At 47.0% G+C, this 26,472-nt stretch carries 35 protein-coding genes; 3 read left to right on the forward strand and 32 right to left on the reverse strand.

Annotation, left to right across the window (positions count from 1 at the left end):
• Nucleotides 1-4: 4 nt before the first annotated feature.
• The gene (locus F461_RS18280; protein ID WP_020002203.1) at nucleotides 5-1,084 is read right to left on the reverse strand and encodes an RtcB family protein; all 1,080 of its coding nucleotides are present in this window, start codon (nucleotides 1,082-1,084) and stop codon (nucleotides 5-7) included.
• 192 nt (nucleotides 1,085-1,276) lie between these two features.
• Nucleotides 1,277-1,942, reverse strand: coding sequence for an HAD family hydrolase (locus F461_RS0116175; RefSeq protein ID WP_020002204.1), 666 nt, complete (start codon nucleotides 1,940-1,942; stop codon nucleotides 1,277-1,279).
• A 279-nt stretch (nucleotides 1,943-2,221) separates the two neighbouring features.
• Between F461_RS0116175 and F461_RS0116180 the strand changes: the two genes are divergently transcribed.
• Nucleotides 2,222-3,115: an alpha/beta fold hydrolase gene (locus F461_RS0116180; RefSeq protein ID WP_020002205.1), complete on the forward strand. Its 894-nt coding sequence runs from the start codon at nucleotides 2,222-2,224 to the stop codon at nucleotides 3,113-3,115.
• Nucleotides 3,116-3,224: 109 nt separating this feature from the next.
• Here F461_RS0116180 and F461_RS0116185 read toward each other — a convergent pair whose 3' ends face one another.
• The 4 genes from F461_RS0116185 to F461_RS0116205 all read right to left on the reverse strand — a co-directional run bounded on the left by F461_RS0116185 (nucleotide 3,225) and on the right by F461_RS0116205 (nucleotide 6,047).
• Nucleotides 3,225-3,719 (reverse strand): hypothetical protein, encoded by a 495-nt coding sequence (locus F461_RS0116185; RefSeq protein ID WP_073020935.1) that lies wholly within the window; start codon nucleotides 3,717-3,719, stop codon nucleotides 3,225-3,227.
• 507 nt (nucleotides 3,720-4,226) lie between these two features.
• Entirely contained in the window at nucleotides 4,227-4,790 is a 564-nt protein-coding gene (locus tag F461_RS0116195) for a flavodoxin domain-containing protein (protein ID WP_020002208.1), read from the reverse strand.
• A gap of 9 nt (nucleotides 4,791-4,799) precedes the next feature.
• The gene (locus tag F461_RS0116200) at nucleotides 4,800-5,405 is read right to left on the reverse strand and encodes a class I SAM-dependent methyltransferase (protein ID WP_020002209.1); all 606 of its coding nucleotides are present in this window, start codon (nucleotides 5,403-5,405) and stop codon (nucleotides 4,800-4,802) included.
• Between the two features lie 180 nt (nucleotides 5,406-5,585).
• Nucleotides 5,586-6,047, reverse strand: a complete 462-nt coding sequence (locus F461_RS0116205) for a MarR family transcriptional regulator (protein WP_162139300.1) — start codon at nucleotides 6,045-6,047, stop codon at nucleotides 5,586-5,588.
• Nucleotides 6,048-6,300: 253 nt separating this feature from the next.
• On the opposite strand from F461_RS0116205, the gene F461_RS0116210 reads away from it, so the two are divergent.
• Nucleotides 6,301-6,699, forward strand: a complete 399-nt coding sequence (locus F461_RS0116210) for a hypothetical protein (protein ID WP_020002211.1) — start codon at nucleotides 6,301-6,303, stop codon at nucleotides 6,697-6,699.
• Nucleotides 6,700-6,837: 138 nt separating this feature from the next.
• On the opposite strand, the gene F461_RS0116215 is transcribed toward F461_RS0116210, so the two are convergent.
• The 26 genes from F461_RS0116215 to F461_RS0116340 all read right to left on the reverse strand — a co-directional run bounded on the left by F461_RS0116215 (nucleotide 6,838) and on the right by F461_RS0116340 (nucleotide 25,489).
• Nucleotides 6,838-7,038 (reverse strand): hypothetical protein, encoded by a 201-nt coding sequence (locus tag F461_RS0116215; protein ID WP_020002212.1) that lies wholly within the window; start codon nucleotides 7,036-7,038, stop codon nucleotides 6,838-6,840.
• Between the two features lie 156 nt (nucleotides 7,039-7,194).
• Entirely contained in the window at nucleotides 7,195-8,181 is a 987-nt protein-coding gene (locus tag F461_RS0116220; RefSeq protein WP_020002213.1) for a contractile injection system protein, VgrG/Pvc8 family, read from the reverse strand.
• Nucleotides 8,175-8,381, reverse strand: a complete 207-nt coding sequence (locus F461_RS0116225; RefSeq protein ID WP_020002214.1) for a tail protein X — start codon at nucleotides 8,379-8,381, stop codon at nucleotides 8,175-8,177. The genes F461_RS0116220 and F461_RS0116225 overlap by 7 nt, the downstream gene beginning before the upstream one ends.
• On the reverse strand, nucleotides 8,378-8,788 hold the full coding sequence (locus tag F461_RS0116230; RefSeq protein ID WP_020002215.1) for a phage tail protein: 411 nt from the start codon (nucleotides 8,786-8,788) through the stop codon (nucleotides 8,378-8,380). The genes F461_RS0116225 and F461_RS0116230 overlap by 4 nt, the downstream gene beginning before the upstream one ends.
• A gap of 21 nt (nucleotides 8,789-8,809) precedes the next feature.
• Nucleotides 8,810-10,468 (reverse strand): phage tail tape measure protein, encoded by a 1,659-nt coding sequence (locus F461_RS0116235; RefSeq protein ID WP_020002216.1) that lies wholly within the window; start codon nucleotides 10,466-10,468, stop codon nucleotides 8,810-8,812.
• Nucleotides 10,469-10,591: 123 nt separating this feature from the next.
• Nucleotides 10,592-10,837, reverse strand: a complete 246-nt coding sequence (locus F461_RS0116240) for a phage tail assembly protein (RefSeq protein WP_020002217.1) — start codon at nucleotides 10,835-10,837, stop codon at nucleotides 10,592-10,594.
• A 193-nt stretch (nucleotides 10,838-11,030) separates the two neighbouring features.
• Nucleotides 11,031-11,540 carry a phage major tail tube protein gene (locus F461_RS0116245; RefSeq protein ID WP_020002218.1) on the reverse strand — a complete coding sequence of 170 codons (510 nt, stop codon included), beginning with the start codon at nucleotides 11,538-11,540 and terminating at the stop codon, nucleotides 11,031-11,033.
• Nucleotides 11,540-12,742: a phage tail sheath C-terminal domain-containing protein gene (locus F461_RS0116250; protein WP_020002219.1), complete on the reverse strand. Its 1,203-nt coding sequence runs from the start codon at nucleotides 12,740-12,742 to the stop codon at nucleotides 11,540-11,542. The genes F461_RS0116245 and F461_RS0116250 overlap by 1 nt, the downstream gene beginning before the upstream one ends.
• A gap of 15 nt (nucleotides 12,743-12,757) precedes the next feature.
• On the reverse strand, nucleotides 12,758-13,087 hold the full coding sequence (locus F461_RS0116255) for a DUF5320 domain-containing protein (RefSeq protein ID WP_020002220.1): 330 nt from the start codon (nucleotides 13,085-13,087) through the stop codon (nucleotides 12,758-12,760).
• A gap of 5 nt (nucleotides 13,088-13,092) precedes the next feature.
• Nucleotides 13,093-14,463 carry a phage tail protein gene (locus F461_RS18870; RefSeq protein ID WP_020002221.1) on the reverse strand — a complete coding sequence of 457 codons (1,371 nt, stop codon included), beginning with the start codon at nucleotides 14,461-14,463 and terminating at the stop codon, nucleotides 13,093-13,095.
• Between the two features lie 192 nt (nucleotides 14,464-14,655).
• Nucleotides 14,656-15,003, reverse strand: a complete 348-nt coding sequence (locus F461_RS0116265; protein WP_020002222.1) for a hypothetical protein — start codon at nucleotides 15,001-15,003, stop codon at nucleotides 14,656-14,658.
• A gap of 2 nt (nucleotides 15,004-15,005) precedes the next feature.
• Nucleotides 15,006-16,013 (reverse strand): phage tail protein, encoded by a 1,008-nt coding sequence (locus tag F461_RS18875; RefSeq protein ID WP_020002223.1) that lies wholly within the window; start codon nucleotides 16,011-16,013, stop codon nucleotides 15,006-15,008.
• Between the two features lie 193 nt (nucleotides 16,014-16,206).
• Nucleotides 16,207-16,686, reverse strand: a complete 480-nt coding sequence (locus tag F461_RS18880; RefSeq protein ID WP_020002224.1) for a tail fiber assembly protein — start codon at nucleotides 16,684-16,686, stop codon at nucleotides 16,207-16,209.
• A 1-nt stretch (nucleotide 16,687) separates the two neighbouring features.
• Complete coding sequence (locus F461_RS18885) at nucleotides 16,688-18,409, reverse strand: phage tail protein (RefSeq protein ID WP_020002225.1); 1,722 nt, start codon at nucleotides 18,407-18,409, stop codon at nucleotides 16,688-16,690.
• A gap of 8 nt (nucleotides 18,410-18,417) precedes the next feature.
• Nucleotides 18,418-18,969, reverse strand: coding sequence for a phage tail protein I (locus F461_RS18305; RefSeq protein ID WP_020002226.1), 552 nt, complete (start codon nucleotides 18,967-18,969; stop codon nucleotides 18,418-18,420).
• The gene (locus F461_RS0116290) at nucleotides 18,969-19,859 is read right to left on the reverse strand and encodes a baseplate assembly protein (RefSeq protein ID WP_020002227.1); all 891 of its coding nucleotides are present in this window, start codon (nucleotides 19,857-19,859) and stop codon (nucleotides 18,969-18,971) included. The genes F461_RS18305 and F461_RS0116290 overlap by 1 nt, the downstream gene beginning before the upstream one ends.
• Entirely contained in the window at nucleotides 19,856-20,194 is a 339-nt protein-coding gene (locus F461_RS0116295) for a GPW/gp25 family protein (RefSeq protein WP_020002228.1), read from the reverse strand. Before F461_RS0116295 ends, F461_RS0116290 begins: the two co-directional genes overlap by 4 nt.
• 115 nt (nucleotides 20,195-20,309) lie before the next feature.
• Entirely contained in the window at nucleotides 20,310-20,990 is a 681-nt protein-coding gene (locus tag F461_RS0116300) for a phage baseplate assembly protein V (RefSeq protein WP_020002229.1), read from the reverse strand.
• A complete protein-coding gene (locus tag F461_RS0116305) occupies nucleotides 20,971-21,597 on the reverse strand; it encodes a hypothetical protein (RefSeq protein WP_143154752.1) in 627 nt (208 codons plus the stop codon). The genes F461_RS0116300 and F461_RS0116305 overlap by 20 nt, the downstream gene beginning before the upstream one ends.
• Nucleotides 21,598-21,818: 221 nt before the next feature.
• Nucleotides 21,819-22,202, reverse strand: coding sequence for a helix-turn-helix domain-containing protein (locus F461_RS0116310; protein WP_020002231.1), 384 nt, complete (start codon nucleotides 22,200-22,202; stop codon nucleotides 21,819-21,821).
• A gap of 12 nt (nucleotides 22,203-22,214) precedes the next feature.
• Nucleotides 22,215-22,517 carry a phage holin family protein gene (locus F461_RS0116315; protein ID WP_020002232.1) on the reverse strand — a complete coding sequence of 101 codons (303 nt, stop codon included), beginning with the start codon at nucleotides 22,515-22,517 and terminating at the stop codon, nucleotides 22,215-22,217.
• Entirely contained in the window at nucleotides 22,517-22,732 is a 216-nt protein-coding gene (locus tag F461_RS0116320; RefSeq protein WP_020002233.1) for a hypothetical protein, read from the reverse strand. Before F461_RS0116320 ends, F461_RS0116315 begins: the two co-directional genes overlap by 1 nt.
• A gap of 2 nt (nucleotides 22,733-22,734) precedes the next feature.
• The gene (locus tag F461_RS0116325; protein ID WP_020002234.1) at nucleotides 22,735-23,373 is read right to left on the reverse strand and encodes a hypothetical protein; all 639 of its coding nucleotides are present in this window, start codon (nucleotides 23,371-23,373) and stop codon (nucleotides 22,735-22,737) included.
• A 317-nt stretch (nucleotides 23,374-23,690) separates the two neighbouring features.
• Entirely contained in the window at nucleotides 23,691-23,903 is a 213-nt protein-coding gene (locus F461_RS0116330) for a hypothetical protein (RefSeq protein WP_073020939.1), read from the reverse strand.
• A gap of 1 nt (nucleotide 23,904) precedes the next feature.
• Nucleotides 23,905-24,543 (reverse strand): DUF6475 domain-containing protein, encoded by a 639-nt coding sequence (locus F461_RS0116335; RefSeq protein ID WP_020002236.1) that lies wholly within the window; start codon nucleotides 24,541-24,543, stop codon nucleotides 23,905-23,907.
• A 4-nt stretch (nucleotides 24,544-24,547) separates the two neighbouring features.
• Nucleotides 24,548-25,489: a hypothetical protein gene (locus F461_RS0116340; protein ID WP_143154753.1), complete on the reverse strand. Its 942-nt coding sequence runs from the start codon at nucleotides 25,487-25,489 to the stop codon at nucleotides 24,548-24,550.
• Nucleotides 25,490-25,777: 288 nt separating this feature from the next.
• On the opposite strand from F461_RS0116340, the gene F461_RS0116345 reads away from it, so the two are divergent.
• Nucleotides 25,778-26,296 (forward strand): helix-turn-helix domain-containing protein, encoded by a 519-nt coding sequence (locus F461_RS0116345; protein ID WP_020002238.1) that lies wholly within the window; start codon nucleotides 25,778-25,780, stop codon nucleotides 26,294-26,296.
• The last annotated feature ends 176 nt before the right edge of the window (nucleotides 26,297-26,472 follow it).

Genomic DNA, 26,472 nt, shown 5'->3' on the forward strand with positions numbered 1-26,472 from the left:
CAGCCTAGCCTTTCATAACAAGCACCGGGGCAAAGTGATCAATGACATCCACGAGAATGCCGTCCTGCCGTGCGATGACTTCATCTATCTTTTTATACGCATCCGGAGCTTCATCGAGCAACGCTCCGCCATTGAGGGACGGATAGACAATACCTTTCATCTGTTCCTTCACATCACTGGAAGAGATAAGCTCTTTCGCTGCTGTACGGCTGAGCTTGCGTCCGGCACCATGCGAAGCGGAGCAAAGAAATTCTTCGTTGCCGAGTCCTCTTGTTATCCATACGCCGTCCCGCATGTTGGCGGGTATTATACCGAGCTGTCCTTTTTGGGCAGGGGTTGCCCCTTTTCGATGGAGAACACCTTTCGAGGTGATTATTGCGTGGTTGTGGGTCTCATTAATGATGTCTTCCTGCAAAGCCGGAGGGAGTCCCAATGCCGCCAGACAGGCTTGCAGCATTTTTAAGCGGTTATCCAAGGCAAACTGAAGACACCACTTCATATCTTTCAGGTAGGCTTTGCCAAGCTTGCTGGAGAGCGGTACGGGGCCTTTTGTAAGGCGCATATAAAAGTCACCCACAAGCCAACCGGAACGGCGGGAACCTGAATGGACAGTGACACCTACTATGTCTTCCTTGTTCACCCCGATCTCAATGAAATGATTGCCGCTACCGAGGGTGCCGAGTTGTTTTACTGCATGGCACATTACGGAGTCGGTCAGCGCTGCAAAGCGGGATGCACTGACAAAAGGTTTTACATCTGTTGCCGGAGTTTTGAGCCCATGAAACCCCACAGGAACAGCATTGGAAAGAGACTGGAAAAGTTCTTGCAAATCAGGAAGTTCTGAACGCTTCATCCCTGTTTTGACATGACACATGCCACAGCCGATATCATACCCCACGGCGCCGGGCCACACATGGTCATCGAGCAGGGCTACGCCACCAATGGGCAGATCATAGCCGCTGTGAACGTCCGGCATGATAGCGAGCAGTTTTAAGCATGGAAGCTTCAACGCTGCTTCGATTTGTTCCAATGCAGCGGGATCAATCTCTTCGATCGGTAATGTCAGTCTCAGCCGTGGATCCATGCCCATCCCCTTTGGTGACTATAAATACAATGCTAATACCCTGCTGCATAGTATAGAGGCAGGGTATTGATTTTTCAGGCTGCCATCCGGCATGTTCAACTACCAGTTTGGAAAATGAGACCTCGCACACATACCGCATGATAGCCCAAAAAAAAGGACAGCTCATAAAAGCTGTCCACTTTTTTTAGTGAGCTATGCAAGTAGCGACTGTAACTCGGCTGGAGCATCCAGCACTATGCTTGCACCGGCGGCTTTAAGCTCTTCAGCGCCTCTAAAGCCCCATGCAGCACCAACCGGAATCATACCGGAGTTACGTGCAGTCTGGATATCTACGTCTGAGTCACCCACAAAGATAATTTGCGCGGGGTCAAGATTCATCATTGCAGCAATAGCTAATGCGCTGTCCGGCACCGGTTTAAGCGGCACATCGGCAAGACCGCCCTGTACAGCAAGAAAGTCTACTCCCGGCAACAGCTTTGCCACGGTATTTTTTGTCAGCTCATCCGGCTTATTGGATAAGATTGCAAGCTGCTTACCTGCAGCAGAAAACGCCGCAAGCATTTCTAACACCCCATCATACGGACGGGCCAGCGTATTCAAAACGCGCTCGAACTCTTCAATAAGAACAGTGTACAAAGCTTCCTGAGTTTCCGGACACTGTTTCTCTTCCGGAAGTGCTCTCCAAGCCAGTTTTTTCGCTCCACCGCCTACAAAACGGCAGTATGCACTGACAGGATGTTCAGGGTATCCCAACCGGGCAAGGGCTCCGTTGGTTGCCGCTGCTATTTCTTCCAGCGTATACAGCAAGGTTCCATCCAAATCGAAAATAGCTGCGGAAAACTCCAAAGAATTACTCATCGATAATGCCTTTATTCGACCACAGGCTGAGCTGCGGCATGTTTGCTTCAGAATACTGCTAATCCCATCGATTCAGGCAGTAAATATACGGCACTATAAAAGTCACCATAGAGAATGACAACACCCAACTACCCCGCTCACTGAATTTTGAGAAAACAAAGCCTCATGCGGCTAGACCTGCGTATGCTTATTTCGTCGTACTTTTTAGCAACCACTTGCATCAGGCATACCTCTATGAGATACAAAATATTGTAATTTTAGAACAAAAGGAGATTGAATATGCAGCGAAGGTTTTCACTTTTCCTTTGCATGTTGGCCCTGTTTGTCATTTGTGGTTGCGCTGCTCATCAGAACCATCAGGGACGTCAGGATAAGCACAATATTCGCGTTCAAACCGCCAGCGTCAACGGTGTGCACCTTGGGTACCGTGTTACCGGCAGCGGCCCTCCGCTCTTGTTGATCATGGGATATGCCGGAACTATGGACGTATGGGATCCATCCATGGTGGCAGAATTGGCAAAAGAAAGAACCGTCATTCTCTTTGACAACCGCGGCATGGGATATTCAAGCATTAACAACGCCCCGCTGAGCATAGAGTTGATGGCCTCGGATGCAGTAGCCTTGTTAAATGCACTCGGAATTAAACGCGCTGATATCATGGGATGGTCCATGGGGTCGGTCATTGCGCAGGAAATAGCGCTTAACCATCCCGATAAGGTGGATAAGCTCGTGCTCTATGCAACGGCTGTGGACTTGGCTCCAGTAAAAGCCGCACTGGACAGGATGGGGGCTCTGAGTCAGAAGCAGTTTATGGCTCAACTGTTTCCCGATACATGGAAAAATCTGCATCCTGACATTTTTTCAAAGCTTCCTGTACCTGCGATTGCACCATCACCTGAAGTTATCCAGCGACAATACAAAGCTGTAACCAACTGGCGTGGAACCAGAGACCAACTTGCTTCTCTGAATACGGATACACTTGTTATTGTCGGGCAGGCTGACCGGATTACGCCTCCTGATCAAGCCTTGGCTGCCGTCAATCTCATCAAAGGGGCATGGCTTGTCCGGTTCAAGGGGGCAGGCCACTGGTTAATGTATCAGGCCGGAGAGGATATGGCTTTGACGATTGAGCGCTTTCTTGATGCACAGGAAAATCTGTTGTCCAATTTCTGATAATTAGCTGTACTTTCAGTTGTATTTTCATCAGACACTCCCCCCGCCAGCCGACGAGGGGAGGCCAGAACTCTAAGGCTCCGAAAAGCCTGCCGGTGTATGCGTCTCATCAATCAATGGAGGACATTTTGGCAATGAAAAGGAAGAGGTTCGCAAACCGTTTATCCATGGAGTCAAAAATTTCTTGAGCATGAGCGCTACCGCATGGCATATATACCATTGTCATATCATAGTTCTCAAACGCATCCTGAATCATATCTGCAAGTATCTTGCTTCGTTCCTTGCGTGAAAGAGCTGGATCGAAAGATTCTGTTCTTTGGCTAGCAAAATCTGGTGAGATGACGGGATAAACAGTATCCAAATGACGCTCATATATCACTCTGGTTTGATTAGGAGCTAAAACAGGCGGGTCTAACAATATTGCACGGGTTACTTCCTGATCAACGTGATCCATGTGAGATTCACCCAAAAAAATAACTACATATGGCTTCTTCTGTTTTTGCAGCATATCAGGGAGTACTTTATTAAGATAAGTAATACTCTTTTCTGCACTGCTTTTCACACTTGCCATATCCAACTGAGAATACGTACCGTTATTAGGCATAATTACCTCGCTATGTTTTTCTAGTCTCATTTTTTAGAACTGGTACTCGGCATCTCCCTTCTACAAATTACTGAAACTTTTTTCCAGTAACTGCAAGGCCACAGAAGTTGCCTTTCCCACTACTGCCAGCAATAGATCCATTATTTTTTGCGAGTAGCTATTCCCATTCACGTTGCAGGAGCTACCTGCACTCTATGAATGTTGCCTACGATTTTAACATGCCTGTTTCCCTACCAATACCCCCAAATTGTCCTTTTTCCTAAAATATTCCTGCAACAGAAGATTGCAAAAAACAACTCAAGCTTCTTTAAAAGACACAAGTCAAAAACACTCCATATAAGGAAGAAGCTCGGCAAGGCATCTTCTCTTATCCTGGAGTATTTTTTATAACAACAAACGGCGACATGTATCGCTGGGATACGTGTCGCCGAATCAGTTTAAATCAAAATATGGGTGCAAACCTCACATGAGGAATCTACTATTTGTATAGTATTTCATAGAATAGACTCATACCTCCTCAAAGGAAGGTAGTAATGAAGATATCAGCCCTTTTGTTTTTTCACGCACCTGTCTTAAATCCTCAGAGTTTGGACGCCCTTCGATGTTACCAAGACGGCCGGAGGTATTGTAATGCCACATTTTTTCAGGAACAAATGCTCCGGGGATACTCCACTCATCCGCGACAGTAATCCCGTGATGAGCAAAGAGCTGCCCCATATATTTAATGGCAGGCACAGCTTCATCCACTCCCGTATGCGGGCCGGCATAGGTACAATATACGCAAGCGAATTTTCCATGAATCATTGGCGAACCCGGAAGAATCAGGTCATTTTGGCGGGCATAACTCATTTGATTCTCTATCCAGCTCAGCATAGCCTTCCCCGGAAGCCATGTATAAACACCGGAACCAATAAATGTTAGATCGTACGCAAGCAGGTCAATTACCGCTCCATTCTTTTTAACGTTAACAGTTGTAACAGCATGACCGCCTTCGGTCACCGCTTTCTCAATTTCAACAGCAACCTTTTCGGTCTGTCCATTCAATGATGCATACAAATTAAGAATATTCATTTTGTAACCTTACTTTTGCTTAGTAAACCGAATCAAATAATTACCTTCGAGATCAATATACAAATCTTCACGAAATCCTAACGGAGCTACGACTGTTTTGATCTCTTCAGGCGAAATACGCGAACGCAACGAAGGACCAAAATCAGCTTCCACTTTTTTGCACTCCAGAACTGCAACCTGTCCCGAAGGTTTCAAAATACGCCGAACTTCCTTAAAAACATCTGCTCCACGCTCTTTCAGATTTATGCAATGCAGGGACATACTTATAAAACAAAAATCCACGCTGTTATCTTCAAAAGGAAGTGTTTCAGTTAGATCACTGTTGATTATTTTAATATTAGTAAAACCGCTGACAGCGCACTCTTCATCAATCTCGTTAAGCATGTGAATATTGCTGTCCAAAGCAAAAACAATTCCGGTAGAACCGACACATCGGGCTGCGTGAAAAGCGTACTCACCGGGACCACATCCCATATCAAGAAATACGTTTCCCTCCTTCAAGGCTAGTCTCTCAAACACCAAATCGGAATCATGCATTCTGTAACTTGTAGGTCCGCGTCTAGGCGCACTATGCCTGCCGTTACAGTCAATTTCTCTTTTACAATGCACACCCATGTAATTCTCCAACACGTAAAAATTGTAGATTCACGAATCAATCTCACGTCTGCCGCTCTCGTTCACTAGTCACATTCGTCTTTACTCCGCACTTTTAGTTAAGAAGCTTAACCATTGAAGTAAAAATAAAGGCGAATAAAGCATATCCGCCGAAAGCTCCCTGCAAGCAAAAACTAACTATTATGTATCATTAAGCTTTTCACCAAACAATTCCGCCATACGCTCATCAACAACTGTCTCAACAACAGCCATAATCGCAGACGCTGTCGCTATCTGAGGATCAGAAAACTCCTCAAGTCTGCTGAGCAGATTATTCATATGCCGCTCATGAAATTCCTGATGAATTTTAAAGGCATCCCAACCGGACTCTGTTAGAAATGCCAGTAGTTCCTTATCATTATCCGGAGCACGATCTTTACGGACAAACCCGCGTTTTTCAAGTTTGCCTACCATCTGGGAAATGGCGCTCTTACTTACCCCTAGGATAGAGGCGATAGACTTAAGGTTAGCACCCTCATTTTGTCCTATGGTCTGCAGGCAATGAATTTCCCGTGCTGTAACTTCAACACCTTCACTTATAGGAATAGGCAGTTCCTCAATACGATAATGCTTGTTTATTATCCTAAGGAGCCGTCCCGTCATATGCTGAATTGTTTCTTCCTTGCTATTCATACATACTTAGTAAAGCAGCTTAACCATCCTCGTCAAGCAATTTTGAAAACTGAAACGCAAAGGAATATAGATAGCGGAATTACCTGCCGTAATCCCCCCTCCCAATATATCATTACATAATCTCAAAACACTAATACGATAAAGGGGCACATAGAGGTTGGCTAAGGCTGTTGTTAAATTTCAACCTTCAACGACATAACAATCTAAAATAAGGAAGAAAAACATGACAACAATAACAAAAGAACGTCCCCCAAGATTAGACCACCCTGATATCGGCAAAGCAATGCCTTTGTCGGATGAAGACACCCTGCTCATTGAACAGACAAGAAAAGAAAACGAAGCACTGTCAGAAGATGAAAGACGAGCACGCTTCGACAACATCATTAGCAAATCAGGAAGATGCGGATTTGCCAGTAGCGGCCAGTATGACTACATTTTGAACACAAACCCACGAAAAACCTACACTGTAACAATTAACACAGATTGGCGTCGTGGAGTTGAACACGGGTTTTATACCGACACATACACAGCACCGGCTGGCGGAAAAGTAATGCTCGGCTGTACCCAAACTAACAATATCCCCGTTACTAAGTACATTCGTAAAGTTGTTGGTGAAGTGTAGAAGGTAATCACCATGAAAACTTACGACAAAAAGCCCCTTACCTTAGTAAGGGGCTTCATATTTAGACGAAAACAAACCAGCATACCATGCTACAATACTAAATAAAAAAGGAAGCTGTTCTAACAGCTTCCTTTTTTGTTAGGCAGTCCCCACCCTCCCCATCTCTTTCACTATTGCTTCAACATTAGTTTTAGCAAAATGTTGTGTGATGATAAGAACGTCCTTCGTCTTATCACTGTCGCTTGTGTGCTCGATTACATAATCTAACATGTTTTCAAGCTGACAAATACAAGTGATCGCTTTTTCAAGGGCAGTTGTTGCTGCTGCTGGGCTTTTCATGCGAACCTCTAAATCCGTATATAAATAACAAATGAAGAGAAGAACTTATCAAATCTGCTTGCAGACTCAACTACTTTTTTCTACAACGCACGCCGAAACGCATAAAATCTAATGCCCTGTGCTCAGTAGATAGAGCGTTAACGAATGTTAACGTCCCTAAACCACAGCTTCACCTTCAACACTGGTCACACCACCACTGGCAGTCATAGTATGAGTTGCTTTGGTAACGCTCCATTCGCCATCAATACCGGTACGGAACTGTTTTAGAATCAGACGGGACTCTGCGACCAGATCGGGCGTAAAAGGTAATGACAAAGAAAGAGTCGCCTTGCCACGTGCAAAAGCTTTCAGCTGTTTCTGCACTGCGGTGGTTGCAGCTGCCATATCATTATACATGCATTTCAAACGATAGACAGGATCTCCAGTTCCTGCGGTTACTTCAATATCAGCAGATGCAGCGGTATCTCTAAAAATTGCCGTTACGCTTTTATATGCCTCACGCTGGGAGAGTTTAACAGAACCGCTCGTTACTTGATTCTTTGTAAGTGTAATAGTTGGCATTTGCTGCCCACGAATATTCTTCCCCTCACCGCGTTCCACAAACAGAAGTTTTCCGCCGTTAGCCTTGGCTATGGCATCATGATCTTTTGCTATGCGGGTAAGCACGTTCATGTCTGATTCATCGAGCTGATCAATATGCGGCAATGCGACTTGCACTAAGCTTGGAGCCACCGCCGCAACCAGACCGTGGTCATTGGCGATGGTGGCTACCAAGTCGCTGATAGTACCAGCGGGAAACGAACGGGACTTTTGCGACTGCAGCGGAGTAAGGCCGAATTTACTTTCATCAAACGGTGCAGCATTGGCAGAAATCGTCAGACTATCTGGTGGAAAGTTTATTGCCACCTCATCTACCACATATTTGCCCATGAGCCGTAAGTTATCCTTGTAGCCCATGTATACTGCCAATTCTGCACCGGCATCCGGCAACGTAAAACCTGCATCACTCAGGGTAATACTCAGCTTGTCAGACTTATATCCGGCCTCATCGGTAATGGTAATTTGGCTATTTTCTCCTTTGAGCAACGCTGAAATATCCTGCCCGTTTGCCTCTACTCGATAATCAAGCGAGTATTCTACCATAGAGTTATACCCTCTTTCGGGCGAGGCTTCGGCAAATCTGGAAGGGCAATGCCAAGTCCTGCCGGAAGCACTGGATCGTACTTAGCTAGCCCTCTGTTTGCTTCCAGTACCTGTTCAAGTGTTCCTTCCTGCCCTTCGTAATACTTGAAAACAACAGCATCCAGCACATCGCCTTGTTTTGTTCTGTACAGTACACTCATATCTTTTCACCAAAAAATTTGAGTTCAAGCGTGAATTCTATTTTCTGCGGAATACCGGCAGGAAGGAAATCACTTCTTTTTTCTTTAATAGACGTAATACACCAATAACCGAGAGCATTTTGATTAACGTCTATTAAGCCACACAAGTCAGTCAACATAAGGGGCGTCCCCTTTTCTGCTTCCCTGCGCATAGCCTCAACCTGCCCAAGTCCTCCCTTGAATGTTGGGAAAATTATTCCCGGAAGGCTTAATGTATCTGCCCCCTTTCCTGTATACTGTAACGCGGGATTTGTCCCTATACGCGCCTGTTCCGTCCAGCCATACGAACTGGAACGGCTGGAGCTTTGATACGCCGCAGTATTGAGAGAAAAGGTATATGCGCCTAGTTTCATCATTGGTTCTGGCATAATGCCTCCGAAAAAGTAGAATTACGCATACGCATGGTCATACAATGCGGCTGAATCATCGTTGAACTTGGCATGCACTACCTCTCCAATCTCATGTGAGTTTTGACCTTCTGCCCCATACACGTTGATAGTCACATTTCGATTATCTGTGATCTGTTTTGATTCAACTGAAGCCGAAGAAGAAAGCGGAACTTTATTCAACGGCACTGGCTGGGTATATACGTTATCAGCAGGACGTACTTTCTGACTTGTTGGGAGACCTTCCGGCAGGGTTCCCTTTGAAACGGCTTGCTGCTGAACTGGCTGTGACTGTGCATAGGCACTACCAACAGAACTCGTTTTTGGACTTTTTGCAGGGATAGAAGGTGCGGTTTTCTTTTCTTTTTCCTCGTCATCCCCACCAACCCCAAAAAATTTTCCTAACGCACCGAGCACACCACCCGACTTGAATGCCTTGCACAACTCATCCCACATAAAAATAAGTCGTCCTACAGCAATCACAGCCAGACCGATAGCTGCGCCAATAGGGTTCGCCATCACGGCAAGTCCCACAGCCCTAATTCCACCAATAAGAGCCGGAAACACACTGGACACAATCGGCGCAATTGCCTGTCCGACAGACCACATGGTTTGCACCATGCTAATACCGGAATACACAAATTTGGCGCCCATAATACCACCAACAATTGCGGCTACATTTCCGAACCCACCAACGGCGTCAGCAACCCATGCAATCATACTGCCTACGTTGCTCAATACGTTAAGCATACCAAAAGCAAACTCGCCTATTTTCGGTAAAGCTTCACCCAAGCCTGCGCCGAAAGCTTTGATATCGTCTCTATGTTCTTCAAACAACGCGGCAATCCTCGGCCCTATCTCCTGAATGTACGGAGCCAACGCGCCACCGATCAGGCCGGAGAACTCGGCAGTCGCATTTGACAAAACACCGCTCACTCTTCCCATAGCCTGCGCGTATACAAGGGATCCTTCACGCCCCTCATCAGACAACACATTAAGCTTATTCTGCTGATCCAAAAGCTCATCTACGCTCTCTTTACGGCTACGAAGGAAGCTGAAAAGCTTGCCAGAATCACCGCCCATAAGGGTATTGGCCGCAGACTGCGCCGCCTGTGCATCGTCCAAATTTTTAATGGCGGAAGCGACGGTTTTAAACTTCTGCTCTGGAGAAAGGTTCTCAAGATCTTTAAACGAAAGTCCAATTGTCTTGAGAGAGTTAGTTACAGCCGAGTTATCCCCGAGTTTTAGAGGTTTTCCGAGGTTGGTGTTCATCTTTTTCATGAGGTCACCAACAGTATTGGCCTTACACCCGGCCTCGTTGGCCAACCCGCCCCATGCCCCGAATGCTTCGCCCGAAACGCCTAACACTTTTGCAAGTCTCACCTGTTCGGCGGTCTGCGCATTAGCCTTGGTTATAACTGAAGCAAAAGCTGATGCCGCGCCCCACACACTCGACGCCATGTGCTTTGCCTGTTGACCGGTTTTGACAAAGGTATCGCCCACGTTCTTCATAGCGGGACTTGACGTTAGCTGCTCCTGCTTTTTTTTAACATCACGAATGGAGTCTCCTATTTTTAAGAAGCCACCCTTTACAATCTGCGTTGCAGACGTAAACGAGGACGCAACAGCGCCCCCGATTTTTATCATTGTACTAACTGCCATCCTGCCTCCTGATCTCATGCACCCACATGGCAAGCTCTTCGCATGTCATATCCATTAGCGCGTTGTATTCCCACCCTGTAAAATGAGAGAGATATAACACGTAATTTCGCGCCACCTCGGGTGTTAGGCTAAAAAACCCTGATATGCCTGTTGCAACTGGTAGTAGTCCGCCACTTCAAGCTCTTCAATTACATCTCTGGACACTTCACAGAGATTAGAAAACAGCACGAGTTCAACATCTGCGTTATCGCTTGCACTCTTTTGCGCGATAATCTGGTCACGCACCTTGGCAGAACGCACGGTTAATTCTTTATATTCATGACCAGCAACGGTAACAGGGTATTTCAATTTAATCTGTTCAGTTCGCATATCTTTTCCTTTCAAAATTTCGTATTAAGAGAAATCGGTGTGATCAGCAGCGCAAGGAAAAGTCAGGGCTAAACGTATCTGCAAATACATGGGCGTCTGACTTTTCCTCGGCACCACCTTTCAACCGTAGGCAACATTAGAGCCGTACGGACACATTGCGACCTACTACTCCGCAATATGCATTATCATTCTGCTACAGTCCGAGGTTAGCGCGGTGCTGAGCAAGCTGATCCACACCGTTAATGATGCGTTTCATGTTCAGCACATCAATTTCGTGCACTTCTTTGCCATTCTGCGTGTATTTGTAGAAACTCAGGTTTACTGTGTACTCGGTTGAAGACTCGCCGCCTTCTGACCACGCACCGGGAGCAATTTTAGTCACTTTGCCTGTCATGTTTACAGTTACGGGAGTAATCGTACCGTCGTAGCTTTCAAGGCTGCCTTTTGCTGTAAGCCGCACGCCACTGTCTTTGTTGACGCCGAACAGATTGAGTGTTTCCACACAATTTTTTGTTGTGGAGAAGGTTACAACAAGCTCTTCCATGCCTTTATCGAGCGAAATCGGTGCATCCATGCCACCGGCACGGAACTGTTCAAGTTTTAAGCTTAATTCAGGCAGTTTTACTTCTTTGAGGTTACCCGCAAAACCATACCCATCAACAAACAGGTTAGCACTTTTCAACACATTTTCTGCTACTGCCATTACTGAAATACCTCCTCAACGTAGCCATTAGTCATACGGCTGCGGAATGTTACACGCTCTGCGGTGTATGCAGGAGTAAAGTCGAAATCAAAGTAGGTATGGCCCTGTTCAATTTCGCTTGCACTGTTAATTTCTGCATCAACCCAGCATTTACCACCAAGAATAGCGCCCTTCTGCTCCATAGTGCGAAGGAACTGGTTTACAGATTCCTGCACCGCTTCAAAATAGATACGCCCTACAGGTCTATCCACTGCCCACATGTGTGCCTGCTGGATAGATTCGTTAATCATATCCGCAATACGACGGGTAGAAAGGAAGGACCAACGAGCATCGCTTGATGTAGTACGGTTACCCCACAGTCTGTAGCCATCTTCACAAATAATGGTGGCAACTTTGTTTTCGTTCAGCACGTTTGCTTCACTTGCAGTATCGCCAAGCTCAAACGGAATAGGTCGCGCAGTGCCGGAAATTCCCAGAATCTCCTGGTTAGAAGGAGACCACCAGAAACCTTTATCCGCGTCAGTTTTGGCAATAAGGCCGGCAACACGCGCGGAAGCAGGTTCATCCTCAAACACGCCATTGCGGTATACAGTTACGAATGGCGCAACAATGTAAACGCGGGCAGAGCCGAACAGTTTGGCATCCTGCATTGCTGCTTCAGAATCTGAACTACAGCCATCTTTAATAGCAATTGCGTTAAGTCTGTCTGCAATAGTTTCCAATTCAGCAGCAACAGGGTTTTTAAGGTAGGTTCCTGCATTGTCAGGATCTTCATAACGCTGATGCGTGAAGCCCGGAGCGAGCAGGAGTTTCGGTTTAACAGCGCACTTGGATTTTGCACCAAGGAATGCATGCACACCCTTCATACCTGTAACGTCAGTACCACCGACAACATTTGTCATAGTGGCTTTTTCGTCTGCACCTTCTGCAACACGTACAACAACCACAAGGCCGTGATGCTGATCAAAAATCGCATCCATTGCATTCGGGAGTGTACCGGCACGATTGCCTGTTGTGTCCAGTTTAGCTGCCTTAAGCGGGCTGCCATAAATCAATACCGGAGTATCAAGCGGAAATTCTGTTTCGTCCGCATCCGGAGCGGTACCGACAATACCGATCACTGAAGAGCGGACTACCTTAACTGGACGGCCACCTTCGTCGATCTCAATAAATTCGACACCATGTAAAAAATCTGTACTCATGTGTTACAATCCTCACTATGTATCTTGGGTTAAACATTCATCTAATTTTATATTGAGCGCTGCGAGTTCTTCCCGCAACGCTTCTGCCTGATCTTCAAGCTCTTCAAGCCGCGCCTCGTCCTCTTCTGTTGCTCTACCTGCAACTTTTGCGCGTAATGGACGCACAGAAGCGAGGTCGTTAGCGGTGAGCAGCTGTTGGATTTCGGTAATACGTTGTTGTGTAAGTTCACATTCTGTTGGCAATGATGGCGGATTTTGCGCATCCCACTCATCAACTTCATAATAACCATCTGGCTTTACTTCCCAAACTTCTGGATTCCCTTCAGGGCTTACATATATAGGCATAATTTTTACCTTAAATATTCTTTGATAACGATAAGTCCATTGCCTCCATGACCAGAGCGAGTTAACGTTGCATGCATATCTCTACCAGCACCGCCACCACCATTGTGACCGTCCAGAATTGTAGGTAATGGCGTCCCCACGGAGTTTACTCCAACACCATTGCCTCCCCAATATGAAGCTCCTCCAGCACCGCCGTAGCCTTCGTTGCTACCAAAATCACCGCCGCCACCATACAAGTTTATATCACCACCACTAGCACCATCCCCCTTACCACCACTGTTAGCCATTACAGGGCGATTACCGCCGTAACCATATTGATATTTAAAACTGCTGTTCCCGCCATTACTCCCTTCTCCAGAAGTCCCAATCCCTCCGGCACCAACTACAATGGTTTCACTACCTCCTAAATCGGAGGCCAAATATGCTTTGATTGATGTACCACCAGCACCGCCACCGCCCGCACCAGTACTAAATAATAGTCCCCCACTTCCTCCACCTCCTGTCACAGTTACTTCGGCTGCGATGAGGTTTGCAGGCTTCGTATATGTTCCGGAGCTAGTAAAAGTTACAATATTTATGGACTGGGTACCGGAAGCAGGTAGCCAACTTTGACCAGCTTCGTTTTTAGTAAGCACCTCTCCAACAGATCCCCCTGTTGGCACGTGCACGGCAGTATCTCCGGTATGTGCCACAATCTTCTTGTACACCGCATTCACAGCTTTCGACGTTGCGATCTTAACTGTACTGGTAGACGTACACGCACTGCTCATTACTGACTTGAGTAATTCCCATACACCTATTGGAGTACAAGCAAGATCACTTGCCGTTTTAGCTGTATGCTCTTCTACTGTTGCAAGACGCACAAAACCTGTTTGTGCTGTGGTTGCAAATCGATGCGCTTCCGGATCTGCATTGTGGTCAAGCACATCCTGCTTGGTTGCCAAAGCTACAGCAGTATCAATGACAAGACTCACATCATCCGCATTCTCAAAATGCAGGGGCAGACGAACCACCAGATCACGCACGGAGCCATTTACGGCAACGGGCTTTTCGGTATCAGGGAAATTGCCGACGCAGAACAGCTTGCCGCTTTCATCCAACAAGCCCACTTCTCGAATAGTGAAGCCGCCTGTATCTGCTGGAATGGCAAATTCAAAAATGAAGGTATTAGGATCGTCAGAATCAACTTTGATTCCAGCAACTTCTCCTCGCCACACTTCGTTAACAAGGGTTGTCATGCCCTTGTTAGGGATAACAGCAAGACCATTCCCATCACCGACAACGGCGTGTGTCAGGGAAAAGCTCTGGCCTTGCGTGGAAGCAAGCCCCAAGGCTTGGAGTCCTGTATCCGTAACTACGGTATAAAAATCAGGCATATTCTCTCCAGATTTATGACAACTCAGCACCACACATCACCACAGTACCAAGCTGTATTTACACTGCTTTTTTCGATAAAATTTCAATCAAACTTAAAACGGGTAGCAACAGTAAGCCCCCACCACACGGAACACTGCCACAAATTTTGTCAACACTGTCAGGGAAAGATAAACGATCATCTGCGACGTCGGTTAGTTCTTCGGCTTTTTCAACCATTGACACTTTTTCAAAAATGACAGCTTTGTGGAGCCCTTCGTTGACGCACTCTGGCCTTCTGGTGATTCCGGCTTGGCAAATCTTGCGCCTTCTGGAATCTGCCCTTCAACTGCCGTTATTTCGTGTTCAGAACCGTCCGGCATGTAGTATTTTGTTCCACGCATATCCTGCACATAATCCCACGCTTCACCGTTCCACTTAGGATAGAACCCTTCGCGTTGTTCCGGAGCTTCACGAGTTGCATTCAACGGTGGAAAATTGTCAGGATTCGCATAGCCGGAATACGAGTAGTACCCGTGTTCATTAAAATAATGATTTTGCATAATCACACTCCAAGTGGCGGAAGATAGATTGCAGGGATGAAGCCATAGTTTTTTGGGCGATTTTCGTGAGAGGTTGGAACGATGCGTGATACGTCCAAGCCCAAACCGCTTCTCAAGATAGTACTAGTGCCAGTTGCACCAGATAAACTTTCTCCTGTCGCAAAAAGTGCTCCATTTTCATAGTCATTTTTTGTTTCGCCATGCTGCATCAGCATTTGACCTGTTATGTTACGTATTGCATCTCCCTGCGTACTACCAACAGACCGACTCCCCCCATCAACAAAGCGTGGAAAATACCCGTCTCCATTTTCATCAAAGACATTCGGCATAAACACATGTGTTTCATTTTCGATTACACGATGCGCTGCCTTGTATGCTGCACTCATAGAGAGCAGCGTCTTACCTGCATCTGAAGTTTTAAGCAGCCCTTCACCGTTCGGTACATAGTGGTGTGGTGGCAGCTCGTCTGGAGGAAAAGGAACCGGATAAATGTGTCCGGCTGGCATAGTCCAACAGGCATCAATGATACGCTGAGTCAATGCATCCATCCCATTCTTCACGTCCTGCTTAGTGGCAATTGCCACAGCGGTATCAATGACAAGACTCACATCATCCGCATTCTCAAAATGCAGGGGCAGACGAACCACCAGATCACGTACAGAGCCATTGACGGCAACAGGCTTACCTGTCTCTGGGAAATTGCCGATGCAGAACAGCTTGCCGCTTTCATCCAGCAAACCGACTTCTCGAATCGTAAAGCCGCCAACATCTGCTGGAATGGCAAATTCAAAAGTGAAGGTGTTAGAATCGTCCGAATCAACTTTGACTCCAGCAACCTCTCCGCGCCATACTTCGTTAACCAGAGCTGTCATGCCTTTGTTTGGAATAACGGCAAGACCGTTCCCGTCACCGACAACGGCATGCGTCAGGGAAAAGCTCTGGCCTTGCGCGGAAGCAAGCCCCAAGGCTTGAAGTCCTGTATCCGTAACTACGGTATAAAAATCAGGCATATTCTCTCCAGATTTATGACAACACAGCATCTTTCTTCATTACAGCACCCTGTTGTCTCACTCTGCTTTTTCAAATTTTACGTTGGCCACACTAAAAACTGTTCGTTATTACACCGCAAAAAACGGTACCAAATGCTATTCATTAACTACGTAACGCTGTCGGGTTAAGAGAAACTATCCTCTGCGGCTTCGGTTAGTTCTTCCCCATGCGCAGCCAATTGCACTTTTTCAAGAACGACTGCTTTGTGGAACTCTGCTCTGGTTGACTCTGGTCTTCAGAAGATTCAGGATTGGTCAATGCTACGAGTTCTGACCGCAACGCTTGTGCCTGTGTTTCAAGCTCAACAAGACGAGCTTTATCCGCGTCTGTTGCTGTACCTGCTGCTTTTGCGCGTAATGGACGTACAGAAGCAGAGTCATTTGCGGTGAGCAGCTGTTGGATTTCGATAATGCGTTGTTGTGTGAGCTCCTGCTCTGTTGGTTCAGGTAGAGCCGGTGGTTCCACGGCAATAGGATGGCCGTTTTCATCTAGCTGAATAACCTTTCCTTGTTCCAATGCTCTTACAAGAGCAGAATGTTCCTCTAATGTAATAGGAACAGCTCGCTGCGGAATCTCTTGATGCACTGTAGAAAGGTAAAAACCACCAGATTCAGGGTCATAATATCTCTTCATTTTATTTACCTATTGCATTCCAATATATGTTACGACCATTAGCTAAATGCGATAGAACATTAAGAATAGCTTCGAAGCCAGTTAACTTGGGTACAGCCACACTAACAATTGCAGTATCATATCGATACATTCCGTTTATGACATCCAAGTCATACGAGTTAACTCCTACACCATAAGTGATTGTTATTGAGCTATAGTCTGTAAAAGCAACTGGAAATACTTGGTCAATATTATGGTATGAAGCATTTACAAGATTGACGGTGCACCAACGTTGTTCAATAAATCCGTCAGGACGCCGCCAAGCTTTCCCCGGAACCAACTCCACCCACTCGGAACGATCAACCTTGTTTCCATTAATTGCCGCCACCTGCTGCGCAAGAGCCTGCATATCAATCTGTCCAGCATTAATGGCCACATCAAATGCTTTGATGCACGGAAGAACATAGGAGGTCTTCGGGCGGTTTTCTTCGGCGGTTGGGACGACACGAGAAGCTCTAAAGTCAACATCACCAATCTGGTTTCCTGAACCAGCGGAAGGAGTTGAACTGACAACAGTACTAACAAATGCACCGTCTGTTGTAGTTAGTACACCTGATATTCGACCGACTGTGCCTGTGATCTCACGAATCGCATCCCCAGCCCAATCACCAGCCGCCTTGTCTCCATGAGCCGCCGCAAAGTATTTGGTATAGCAAGGCAAAATGAAGTAGTCCCCGCCGTCCCAACAGTACTTACCGCAAGAGCCATCTTGTACTGCGGCCTCAGCATCCCACGCGGCTTCATCTGTAAGGTACGTCCCACACTTCTTCATCCATTCGAAAAGCTGCGGAGCTAAACTGCAAAGTATCTTCTGCTTCACGTTGACAGGAATTGTACCGGGCAAGGCTTCTCCAGTTGTAGAGAAGCAAAGTTCACCAACAGGAACACCTGCAACGGCCCCCCATGCTATACTCCCATCTTCCTGCTTTATAAGCACCTGCCCCGCCTCACCTACATCAAGCGGCAATCCGTGGGGAGCCGTGTCGCCCAAGTGTGTTGTGATCTTCTTGTACACCTCGTTCACAGCCATTGACGTTGCAACCTTGACTGTACTGGTAGACGTACACGCACTGCTCATTACAGACTTAAGTAATTCCCATACGCCTATTGGAGTACAAGCAAGATCACTTGCAGTTTTAGCTACATGCTCTTCATCTGTTGCAAGACGCACAAAGCCTGTTTGTGCTGTTGTCGCAAGTCTGTGCGCTAACGGATCTGCATTATGATCAAGCACGTCCTGCTTTGTTGCCAACGCAACTGCTGTATCAATGACTAGATTCACTTCATCCGCATTTTCAAAATGCAGAGGCAGACGAACTACCAGATCACGCACGGAGCCATTGACGGCAACGGGCTTTTCCGTATCCGGAAAATTGCCGATGCAAAACAGATTGCCGCTTTCATCCAACAAACCGACTTCTCGAATCGTAAAGCCGCCTGTATCTGCTGGAATGGCAAATTCAAAAATAAAGGTATTAGGATCGTCAGAATCAACTTTGATTCCTGCAACCTCTCCGCGCCATACTTCGTTAACCAGAGCTGTCATGCCTTTGTTTGGAATAACGGCAAGACCGTTCCCGTCACCGACAACGGCGTGTGTCAGGGAAAAACTCTGGCCTTGCGTGGAAGCAAGCCCCAAGGCTTGAAGTCCTGTATCAGTAACTACGGTGTAAAAATCAGGCATAATAATTCCTAGTTAGCTTTAATGCGCCCTAATTCATAAATGGTCACAAACTCACCGCAGAATACAGCACTGGATACAAGCGGCTTTTGCGTCAACGCTGCTGGTGTGAGCGCAATTTTCCCAAGATGGGAGCGACAGTTCTTCGCCGCATTCACAACTCGTTCAACTTCTTGATAGGTTGCTTCTTCCGCTTTGTATCCCGCGGGAAGCTGTACCTCTAAGTCATAGGTTGCGGGTGCGCCCTTCGGTTCTGTTTCCCACCATTGAATTGCACGCACCGCAATGCCCAGCGCGCCTAAAGCTTCTTCAACGGCTCCGCATGTGCCTTTCTTTTTATGTACACTAATAGAACGGGCTGTTATCTGCCGTTTCTGCTCATCGCTCCACTCCTCGTTCCACTCATCCACAGAGCGCTCGTAGGCCAGCCATGGAAGCGTGGCCATAGGGCTTTGGGATGGATTACGAATCCTGTCGATAAGCACAGGCAGGGAAAACGAACGGGCACACGTTTTTTCAAGAGCGCGTTCATACTTGGTGGCATTCGATGGAAGCAACGACATTAGACCGCCACCAGTTCACTATGCAGTGTAATATTGGTGCAGAATGCGGCCTCATGATTGTCATTCATGATGTCTCCTGCCGGTTGCGTAATTTCCACACGGTGCACACCTGCAATATGCAGAGCTGCATCGATGCCGGATCGGGCTACGCACATGCCGAGAGCGTGGCTCTTAGCAACGTAGGTTTCCAGATTCTTCCGAGCCTCAACAAGAACAGACTCAGCAGACGGCCCGGGCATGAAATACAGAGTGGCATCTATCTGGTATTCTTTCACTGTCGCCGGTTTAATCTGCAAATAATCAGTAAACGGGCGAACATCGCCGTTAAAGACATCCTCCACAGAATCAAGCAATGCCTGATCCGGTACGCCGTTTCCTTTTTTAGAAAGGATGTACAAGTCTACTTCGACCGGAGCGGGAGACGCCGGATACGCATCCTTTACGCCCACAACAGACATCGCATGAAAAATATACGCTCCTTCAGGCCCCGCGGTGCTGAATCCTTCCGGCGCAAGCACAACACGTTTTCTGAAGTCGGCATCAGATTCATATGTTGGTGGCACAGGCGGATATGCCTTAGGATCACCCGCATTCAACATCTTGCGTTTCAACGGAACACCAGCGGCAAGATGGTCTAAATCCTCAGCTTCAGCGTACGCAACAAGCACAGCCTTAACCGCCTCATTAATTCGCTGGCGCAGCAGTAATTCACGATACGCATTTGCCTCAAAAATCTTGTACGCAGGGTCAGATGACAACGGTGCCGTAAAATCAGGATCAAGCTCTGCATGATAAGCAAGCATCTCCTGTAAGATCTGCTCCACGCTCAGATCTTCAATAATTTTAGGCGGTGCAAGGGTCGAAAGATCGATTGCGTTAAATACACTCATTTTACTTCTACCCCCTCAAGCGTAATCTGCTTGCCGTCCGGCAGGTATTCACCCACCAGATCAAGCACAACAACGCCTTCACGAGTTGACGCAATGCGTACACTCGTAAGTTTAAAGCGCGGCTCCCAGCGGTTTAACGCTTCCGCTGTGGCTGCATAAAATTCAAGAGAAGTTTCGGCGTTAACCGGTGCATCAATCAGGGCTGGCAACCGCGAACCATACTCACGGTTTAAAACGCGAGTACCAATTCGGGTTGACAGAATGTCGGCAATAGACTGCCGCAAATGTGCTATTCCGGAGAGTCTCGCTCCGGTGTCTTTATTGATACCTTTCATGCGGCCAATCTAGCAGCACGAGGTGGGTGGTTCCAGTGCGGTTTGAAACTATTTTAAAAGGTTAGGCTTCCTGCAATCCGCAACAGGAAGCCTTTTGAAGATGGCGGATACGCTACTAGCCGGGAGACTGAGTTCTCCCCTCCCTGCAACTATGCGTATGGCTATTCAACGACACGTGCGCTTTAACATCGCTATCAGTTGTAATATCGCCTGTAGTATGGAGAGTACCTTTAAAGGAAGCATTACCGCCGTTGCTGCCGCCACCTTGAGATAGAGATCCGTTAATTATAGTTTGACCGTTCAGGGTAATCGTCGGTGCAGTAATAGTTGCACTTGTTCCTGCATCTACAGAGACAGCCGCCCCTGCTTTTGCTGAAATATCCTTTTGGGCCTCTGCCTGAATATTGCCTGTCGCAAGCACGTTCACATCACCTTTAATATCCGCAGTCAGCACATGCGCTGCCCTGTCGTACGAGATTACAGAACCGTCCTTGTAGACGGTTTTCTGGATCTCGGAACTGTGCTCCGGTGCAGGAAATTTTGTTTGATTCAGGACACCGACAATAACACCCAATGCTTGCCCCGGAGGGGTGATGACAAAGACCTGCTCATCAACTTCTAAGGAATCATATGTGCGGTTCCCGGCGGCTCTGGTTGTGAGCCACGGCAGGTAGTCCGTAACCACGGTTCCGAACGCCACGCGCGCGGTGTTGTTCTGATAATTAACAGAATGCACCGTCCCTATCCGCACGAGAGTATTAAACTGACGTTGTAACTCAGCTAGCTGGAAGCTCATGTATCACCTCTTCTACCGATGTATATTTATCGATATATGCCAGCCCGATCTCCGGAGCCATAGACGCATAAGCCTTCTGCGGGGTTTGAAACTCGTCTTTAAAGCATGACTCTCCAAGGCACACAGACTGTTCAAATGTCACAATCCACGCATTCAAACCAGTCAACTCCGGCGCAAGTTGATATTCCTTCGCCGCAACAAACTTTGCGCCCATAATTTTACAACCGAACTGATTGTTATGAATGAAAGTTGAGACACGGGCGGCAAGCTCACGTACGTTCAAATCTGCTTTTTCAACAGATTGACTGCAAACAACACGCAGCTCCCATCGCAGCTTTATGGCAAGCTCTTCAGTCGCTGTAGGTACATCATTTTCAAATGAAGCAAGTGACAACACCAGAGCAGGCAGGTTCAGTTCATTACTACCTGAAGCCTGCTCCTGCATAAGAGCATCATAGTCACACACGGTTACGGTCGGGAAAGCTTCACGTAAGGCGTTCTCTATACCTCCGTGCAAAGCTCCAATTGTTATTTCTTCTACCTGTACAAGATTGTCCACGTTAGTTCCTGCTCCAAGGTCATACATTGTGTTGTAAAATTTCAGCAAAAATATTGTCCTCAAAATACGTCACTGCATTTACAAGGACGTTTCCGGTATGCAGCACAACAGAGGTATTCTAAGAAAACGCACTCCGCATTTTCAGCCGGTGTCTGCGTTTAGTTGTTTCAATCCTGCACTGTAGTAACGCGGTTTCTTTTTCCAATTCCAGTATGATTTGAAACTCTGCCACTGATTCCACAGATACTTTGACAGCACCGTACCGTCTCTTATCGCTGCGCCTTCAACCAACGGTAATAGACTGTCTTCACGGATGACACAGACATATCCATAGCGCGCGCAACGTCCTGATGGGTCATGCCCTGCTCCCGCATCTGGATGATCTGCCTGTTGCGCTCCAGTTTGGTCACGCTTGAACATTTTGGAATGGTCAACGGTTCGCCTGCGTACTCTGTTGCCAAGTCCCGCGCAGATTCTTCACCGATTGTCTGTACCAGCCAGTGCGAAGGCTTCATCCGGTCAGGTGCCGGAACGTACAGACTACGGCACTTGGATTGCCGCTTGCCCCGCACCAATGCCATTGTTTTCTCAAACCCGATAACATCCGCAATGCCTTGCGCTGTTGCCGGCAAATATGCTTTTTCCGGTTGCATCGCCCCACCTCATTACTTTTTGAGTTTGAGATTTTCAGCAAGCTCACATGTCCGTTTAGACAGAATATCCAGCAGCTTACCGCCGTTGTATCCTGCCAACCCTGTCACAGCTGCTTTCTGATCCGGAGTTAAAAACGCCACATCCTGCAAAAACAGCGAGACAACAACGCCAGTAAAGGCCGCTACCAGCATGGCAATCAGCGTGGCTTTAAACGTACAATTTGTCCGCACCGCCCGAACAAGACCGCCCAGAACAGAAATCACAAGCGGGGGCAAAAGCCCCCATAATTGAACTAGAAAATCTTTTTCCGGCATTAAGCATGCGCCTCTGCAGGAAGAGGGGAGGAACCTCCATTACCGGTTGGCAGATCAGGCAAGTTACGGAGCTGTTTTGTGCTCCGCTCAAACTCTTCAAGACCCGGTACTTGGTAGCCGGCAGCGGAAAGCCGCATTGCGGATTCATATGCTTTAAGGCCAAGTTTAAGGCCTGCCGAAATAAGATTTATTGTATCCTGTGCATTCACGTTCATGGCTATTCGCTCCAGTCTGAGTTCATAAGTTCAAGCATCATCACGGCCGCATTCTGAAACGCATCCTCTGCGTCTTCTTTCAACCGGTCATAGTTCTCCGGCTTGTTCTTAAAGGAGGCATAGATAAGCGCTGCATCCCGATACAAAACGATTGCATCCTTGGCGGTATTCATCACCGGAGCCACCTTGCTTCGCATTGTCTGCTTCAAGTCTTCGCTAGTGGTCGGGTTGTTATAGAGCTGCTGATACTCATGATGCAGGGATAAATACTGCAAGCGAAGCTCTTCCCCTGCACCAAGAGCCTGTTGATCTGGTGATAGATTTGAAAAGGCGCATGCAGAAACAAGAAGAGGAGTTACAAGAATGAATACAATCATTAAGTTAGATTTTTTCTTTGAACTAACTTTCTTTATTTTGATTGTAGTATCAGCCTTAACACGTCCATAAATTGCAAATATAGATGCAATAACACCGCCGAGCGCTACAAGTTGGTTAACAAGTTCTCCTTTTACTCCTTCATCAACTTGGATATTAAACTGCATTAGAATCATGCACAGTATAGTAACAATACATCCCCATACAGTTTTAGACTGTAGCAAGCCTTTAACTTGTGATTCCAATTCGCATTGATCTTGCCTCATAAAACTCTCCAGACTAGTTAGTGTAATAAAAAAGGCATGTACCTATGTGAGTACATGCCATGCTATAACACTTTCGCCAGAAACTTCTTGCGTATACACATGTATACGCACAAAAGTGCATATTTTTTTATATTATTTCTGATAATCTCTCTTTTGTGAGATGCTCCAAGCCGTTTTTCATCGACGTGAGATATATTTCTACAGAAAGTTCGCTATGTCCGCATTGCTTACAAACCCGCCGACGGACAATGTACGTATCATCAGATATATTTGAACGCGGAATATGCGTTTTTCCGCCACACACAGGACACAACATTCTACTCCCCTTCTCTGCCTGCTACGGCTTGTTCAGGCATAAAAGCCACTCTCAACAAATTTTGAATGCCAACCATAGTCACCATTGCCCACAGGCGATAATCACACAAAGCCAAAAGACTGCTCTTACTCCTGCGGACTGCCTCCCGCATGGCAAGCTGAACAAAATCAAGCAACAGAACCAATTCTTCAATCATATAACTGGTACGTTTCAACCTACGCCCCCGCAGCATCGTGTTTCGCCGCATCATTTGCCAGCATAGTAATCAGACTCAGCTGTTCTTCCCTCCTGACTGTCAGCGCGTTTTGCGCTTTCCCAGCATTGCCGATTAATGCAACCTGCTCATAATTCGGTGTACAATTCGCTTCATTTGCAATGGCTGCCCGCCCTGCCAATTCGCCAAAATACCGCACATCTTGCCGGGAAAAACTTACGTACAGCTTACAAAAATCTTTACGAAACCACTTTTCGCTATCTGCCCGCATTTCGCTGCACAACTTCACCCATCCGCCAAAACCGTGCTCTATCACTGCAGCGGTAACTGGATTATCGAACACAACGGATTTATATGCCCCGACACGCTTAACAGCCTCAAGTACCTTACTGGCTTCCACCTCGGCCACATCTTCAGGATTCCCCTGAATAAACTCGATGATCTCCGCCGGTCTTGGAAAAAACTTGGAGGCAGTTACAGCCTTGACCATTGCGCGCAACACGTCCTCAATTTCAAATTGTTGCAGTGCAAAAAAATAGAGTTTAGCCATCGCTTCCGTTGCCTGCCGGTTATGCAATTCACACAAGCCAGCAAGCCCCTGAAGGAATCGCTCACGCTGTTGCTTGTTGTTCCAATCCATGCCGCTACTCCTGCATCAAGCTTTCGAACACGTCATTGTTGCGCTGGCTGACGGAAGCACCACCCCGTAGCGACGCGGTTTTGCCCTTCTTCGGCAAATACGTTCCCTCTTCAATCTTCACCATGTTGGCTGTCTTCAATATCCAGTCAAAGCTTGCTGTCCAGCCACGATCATTATCGCCAGCAAGGAACGTACTCCGGCAAACCAGCCTGAAATACCCCTCCCACCACTCGAGGAACTGTTTGCCATTGCCGCTCTTCCACACCGCGCGCACACGGGCCTTGCGCTGCGTTGTCATATCCCGACACTGCGGCAATCTTGTACAGATACGGTTGTACGCTTCTTTAATTTTCTCGTACGGACAATTCGGAATGGCCGGCTCTTCTTGGGAATCCTCCCCTACAGTTTTTGCAGTTTCAATAACTCCAGCAGATTCAGCCAAGCCAGAAGTGACATCCGGAGAATCATCGACACACTTATCTTCTCCTGTTCTCTGTTCTCTGCTTTCTGTTCTCTGATTAGGGAAAGCATGCGCCAATTCTTCAGCAAAGGTTTTACTGAAGGCTTCCCGAAAGCCTTGGGAAAGTCCGTCCACCAAGAATTTTACACCGACAAGAATGTCTGTACGTAGCGCGCTTTCCGGCAATTCCCTGAAACCGTAGTGCCAGCTTTTAACCACATTAGGACTCTCCGGCAGGTTGTACCGTAAGAAATTAGGGAACCAGATAAGGAGCTTTCCATCGTGCGTAATAATCCCTTGCGTTAAGACTTCCTGGAAACCTTTCGTGAAGGCTTCCAACTCCATACCCAGCTCACAAGCAAGACCGGGGACATTCGCCCGTAAGGCACCAAGTTGCGTTAAATCCGGATGCGTCAGCATGAAGAACACAATCAGCTTGGCATCATTAGAAAGGGCCATAAACTTAGCATCGTTCCAAATACACACGGAGATCTTGCGATAACGCCGCTTACTCATGAATTTACTCACTTATTTTGTTGCGTTGCGAATAAAGTTATTGCGTACAGCAAAGCGTTGCGGAATACCGTACCTCCCCGATTACAATTTTACGAATAACGCCCAGTCCTGTTGCGCTGGGCGTTATTCGTGTCCGCCCCCCCCAACCAGTGGGTTCCCCATCATCTTTCCATTCTTATGCAACGACGTTTGCCATACCGGACGAGATACCACGCGGTTACAGAAATGCGCAACTAAAAGTTGACACAAGGTTACAAAGTGACACATAGTACAATTCTTATGGTTAAATACGATCCTGAAAATGCCCAAGCATGGGCAATTATTATGAATAGAATCCGTCAAGAGTATGCCGAGGGCAATACTCAACTTTCAATCGCCCAAAAACTTGGCGTTACAAAAGTTGCAGTAAGCCGATGGCTTAGTGAAGATCGTGGAGGCGAACGGACGACGTTCGGAGATATGCTGCGATATGCAAAAGCGCTGGGTATTCCATACAATGAGCTTATTGATATGCCCTGCCAAGCTAATCAGCTTGAAACAACAAACTTTGACAAAGCATTAGCGACAATTCTTACGCAGGCTGTAGCTGATGCAGACCTGACAGCAGCAGAGCTTGCCCGACAGACAGGTTTACCGGAATCACAACTTACCGACATTTTGACTGGTAATATACCAGCTACCGGCGCAGCTCTTCATAAAATCTGCACAGTTGTCGAGGTAGGCGCATCAATTTTATTAAGGAAAGCTGACAAGCTTATGCAAAAAGGCTTGAAATAACTTTGCTGAAAGAACAGTGTTTCACCCCTGTTTTACAGGCATACCTGCCTGTTGATAAAGAAAAAAGAAACGCGCCACCCAATTGACCAGCTTAATGAACTATTCCAGTTTGCTGATCAATTAAAAGAGCGCGCACTTGCTTACGACGAGTAGCATTTAGTCCTGTCATTCAGCCC

The organism is Halodesulfovibrio aestuarii DSM 17919 = ATCC 29578, assembly GCF_000384815.1.
GTDB classification, from domain to species: Bacteria; Desulfobacterota; Desulfovibrionia; order Desulfovibrionales; family Desulfovibrionaceae; genus Halodesulfovibrio; species Halodesulfovibrio aestuarii.

Excerpts from the sequence above, each read along its gene's own strand:
- F461_RS18280 (WP_020002203.1), bottom strand. The coding sequence starts at position 1,084 with ATGGATCCACGGCTGAGACTGACATTACCGATCGAAGAGATTGATCCC.
- F461_RS0116175 (WP_020002204.1), bottom strand. The coding sequence starts at position 1,942 with ATGAGTAATTCTTTGGAGTTTTCCGCAGCTATTTTCGATTTGGATGGA.
- F461_RS0116180 (WP_020002205.1), top strand. The coding sequence starts at position 2,222 with ATGCAGCGAAGGTTTTCACTTTTCCTTTGCATGTTGGCCCTGTTTGTC.
- F461_RS0116185 (WP_073020935.1), bottom strand. The coding sequence starts at position 3,719 with ATGCCTAATAACGGTACGTATTCTCAGTTGGATATGGCAAGTGTGAAA.
- F461_RS0116195 (WP_020002208.1), bottom strand. The coding sequence starts at position 4,790 with ATGAATATTCTTAATTTGTATGCATCATTGAATGGACAGACCGAAAAG.
- F461_RS0116200 (WP_020002209.1), bottom strand. The coding sequence starts at position 5,405 with ATGGGTGTGCATTGTAAAAGAGAAATTGACTGTAACGGCAGGCATAGT.
- F461_RS0116205 (WP_162139300.1), bottom strand. The coding sequence starts at position 6,047 with ATGACGGGACGGCTCCTTAGGATAATAAACAAGCATTATCGTATTGAG.
- F461_RS0116210 (WP_020002211.1), top strand. The coding sequence starts at position 6,301 with ATGACAACAATAACAAAAGAACGTCCCCCAAGATTAGACCACCCTGAT.
- F461_RS0116215 (WP_020002212.1), bottom strand. The coding sequence starts at position 7,038 with ATGAAAAGCCCAGCAGCAGCAACAACTGCCCTTGAAAAAGCGATCACT.
- F461_RS0116220 (WP_020002213.1), bottom strand. The coding sequence starts at position 8,181 with ATGGTAGAATACTCGCTTGATTATCGAGTAGAGGCAAACGGGCAGGAT.
- F461_RS0116225 (WP_020002214.1), bottom strand. The coding sequence starts at position 8,381 with ATGAGTGTACTGTACAGAACAAAACAAGGCGATGTGCTGGATGCTGTT.
- F461_RS0116230 (WP_020002215.1), bottom strand. The coding sequence starts at position 8,788 with ATGCCAGAACCAATGATGAAACTAGGCGCATATACCTTTTCTCTCAAT.
- F461_RS0116235 (WP_020002216.1), bottom strand. The coding sequence starts at position 10,468 with ATGGCAGTTAGTACAATGATAAAAATCGGGGGCGCTGTTGCGTCCTCG.
- F461_RS0116240 (WP_020002217.1), bottom strand. The coding sequence starts at position 10,837 with ATGCGAACTGAACAGATTAAATTGAAATACCCTGTTACCGTTGCTGGT.
- F461_RS0116245 (WP_020002218.1), bottom strand. The coding sequence starts at position 11,540 with ATGGCAGTAGCAGAAAATGTGTTGAAAAGTGCTAACCTGTTTGTTGAT.
- F461_RS0116250 (WP_020002219.1), bottom strand. The coding sequence starts at position 12,742 with ATGAGTACAGATTTTTTACATGGTGTCGAATTTATTGAGATCGACGAA.
- F461_RS0116255 (WP_020002220.1), bottom strand. The coding sequence starts at position 13,087 with ATGCCTATATATGTAAGCCCTGAAGGGAATCCAGAAGTTTGGGAAGTA.
- F461_RS18870 (WP_020002221.1), bottom strand. The coding sequence starts at position 14,463 with ATGCCTGATTTTTATACCGTAGTTACGGATACAGGACTCCAAGCCTTG.
- F461_RS0116265 (WP_020002222.1), bottom strand. The coding sequence starts at position 15,003 with ATGCAAAATCATTATTTTAATGAACACGGGTACTACTCGTATTCCGGC.
- F461_RS18875 (WP_020002223.1), bottom strand. The coding sequence starts at position 16,013 with ATGCCTGATTTTTATACCGTAGTTACGGATACAGGACTTCAAGCCTTG.
- F461_RS18880 (WP_020002224.1), bottom strand. The coding sequence starts at position 16,686 with ATGAAGAGATATTATGACCCTGAATCTGGTGGTTTTTACCTTTCTACA.
- F461_RS18885 (WP_020002225.1), bottom strand. The coding sequence starts at position 18,409 with ATGCCTGATTTTTACACCGTAGTTACTGATACAGGACTTCAAGCCTTG.
- F461_RS18305 (WP_020002226.1), bottom strand. The coding sequence starts at position 18,969 with ATGTCGTTGCTTCCATCGAATGCCACCAAGTATGAACGCGCTCTTGAA.
- F461_RS0116290 (WP_020002227.1), bottom strand. The coding sequence starts at position 19,859 with ATGAGTGTATTTAACGCAATCGATCTTTCGACCCTTGCACCGCCTAAA.
- F461_RS0116295 (WP_020002228.1), bottom strand. The coding sequence starts at position 20,194 with ATGAAAGGTATCAATAAAGACACCGGAGCGAGACTCTCCGGAATAGCA.
- F461_RS0116300 (WP_020002229.1), bottom strand. The coding sequence starts at position 20,990 with ATGAGCTTCCAGCTAGCTGAGTTACAACGTCAGTTTAATACTCTCGTG.
- F461_RS0116310 (WP_020002231.1), bottom strand. The coding sequence starts at position 22,202 with ATGCAACCGGAAAAAGCATATTTGCCGGCAACAGCGCAAGGCATTGCG.
- F461_RS0116315 (WP_020002232.1), bottom strand. The coding sequence starts at position 22,517 with ATGCCGGAAAAAGATTTTCTAGTTCAATTATGGGGGCTTTTGCCCCCG.
- F461_RS0116320 (WP_020002233.1), bottom strand. The coding sequence starts at position 22,732 with ATGAACGTGAATGCACAGGATACAATAAATCTTATTTCGGCAGGCCTT.
- F461_RS0116325 (WP_020002234.1), bottom strand. The coding sequence starts at position 23,373 with ATGAGGCAAGATCAATGCGAATTGGAATCACAAGTTAAAGGCTTGCTA.
- F461_RS0116335 (WP_020002236.1), bottom strand. The coding sequence starts at position 24,543 with ATGGATTGGAACAACAAGCAACAGCGTGAGCGATTCCTTCAGGGGCTT.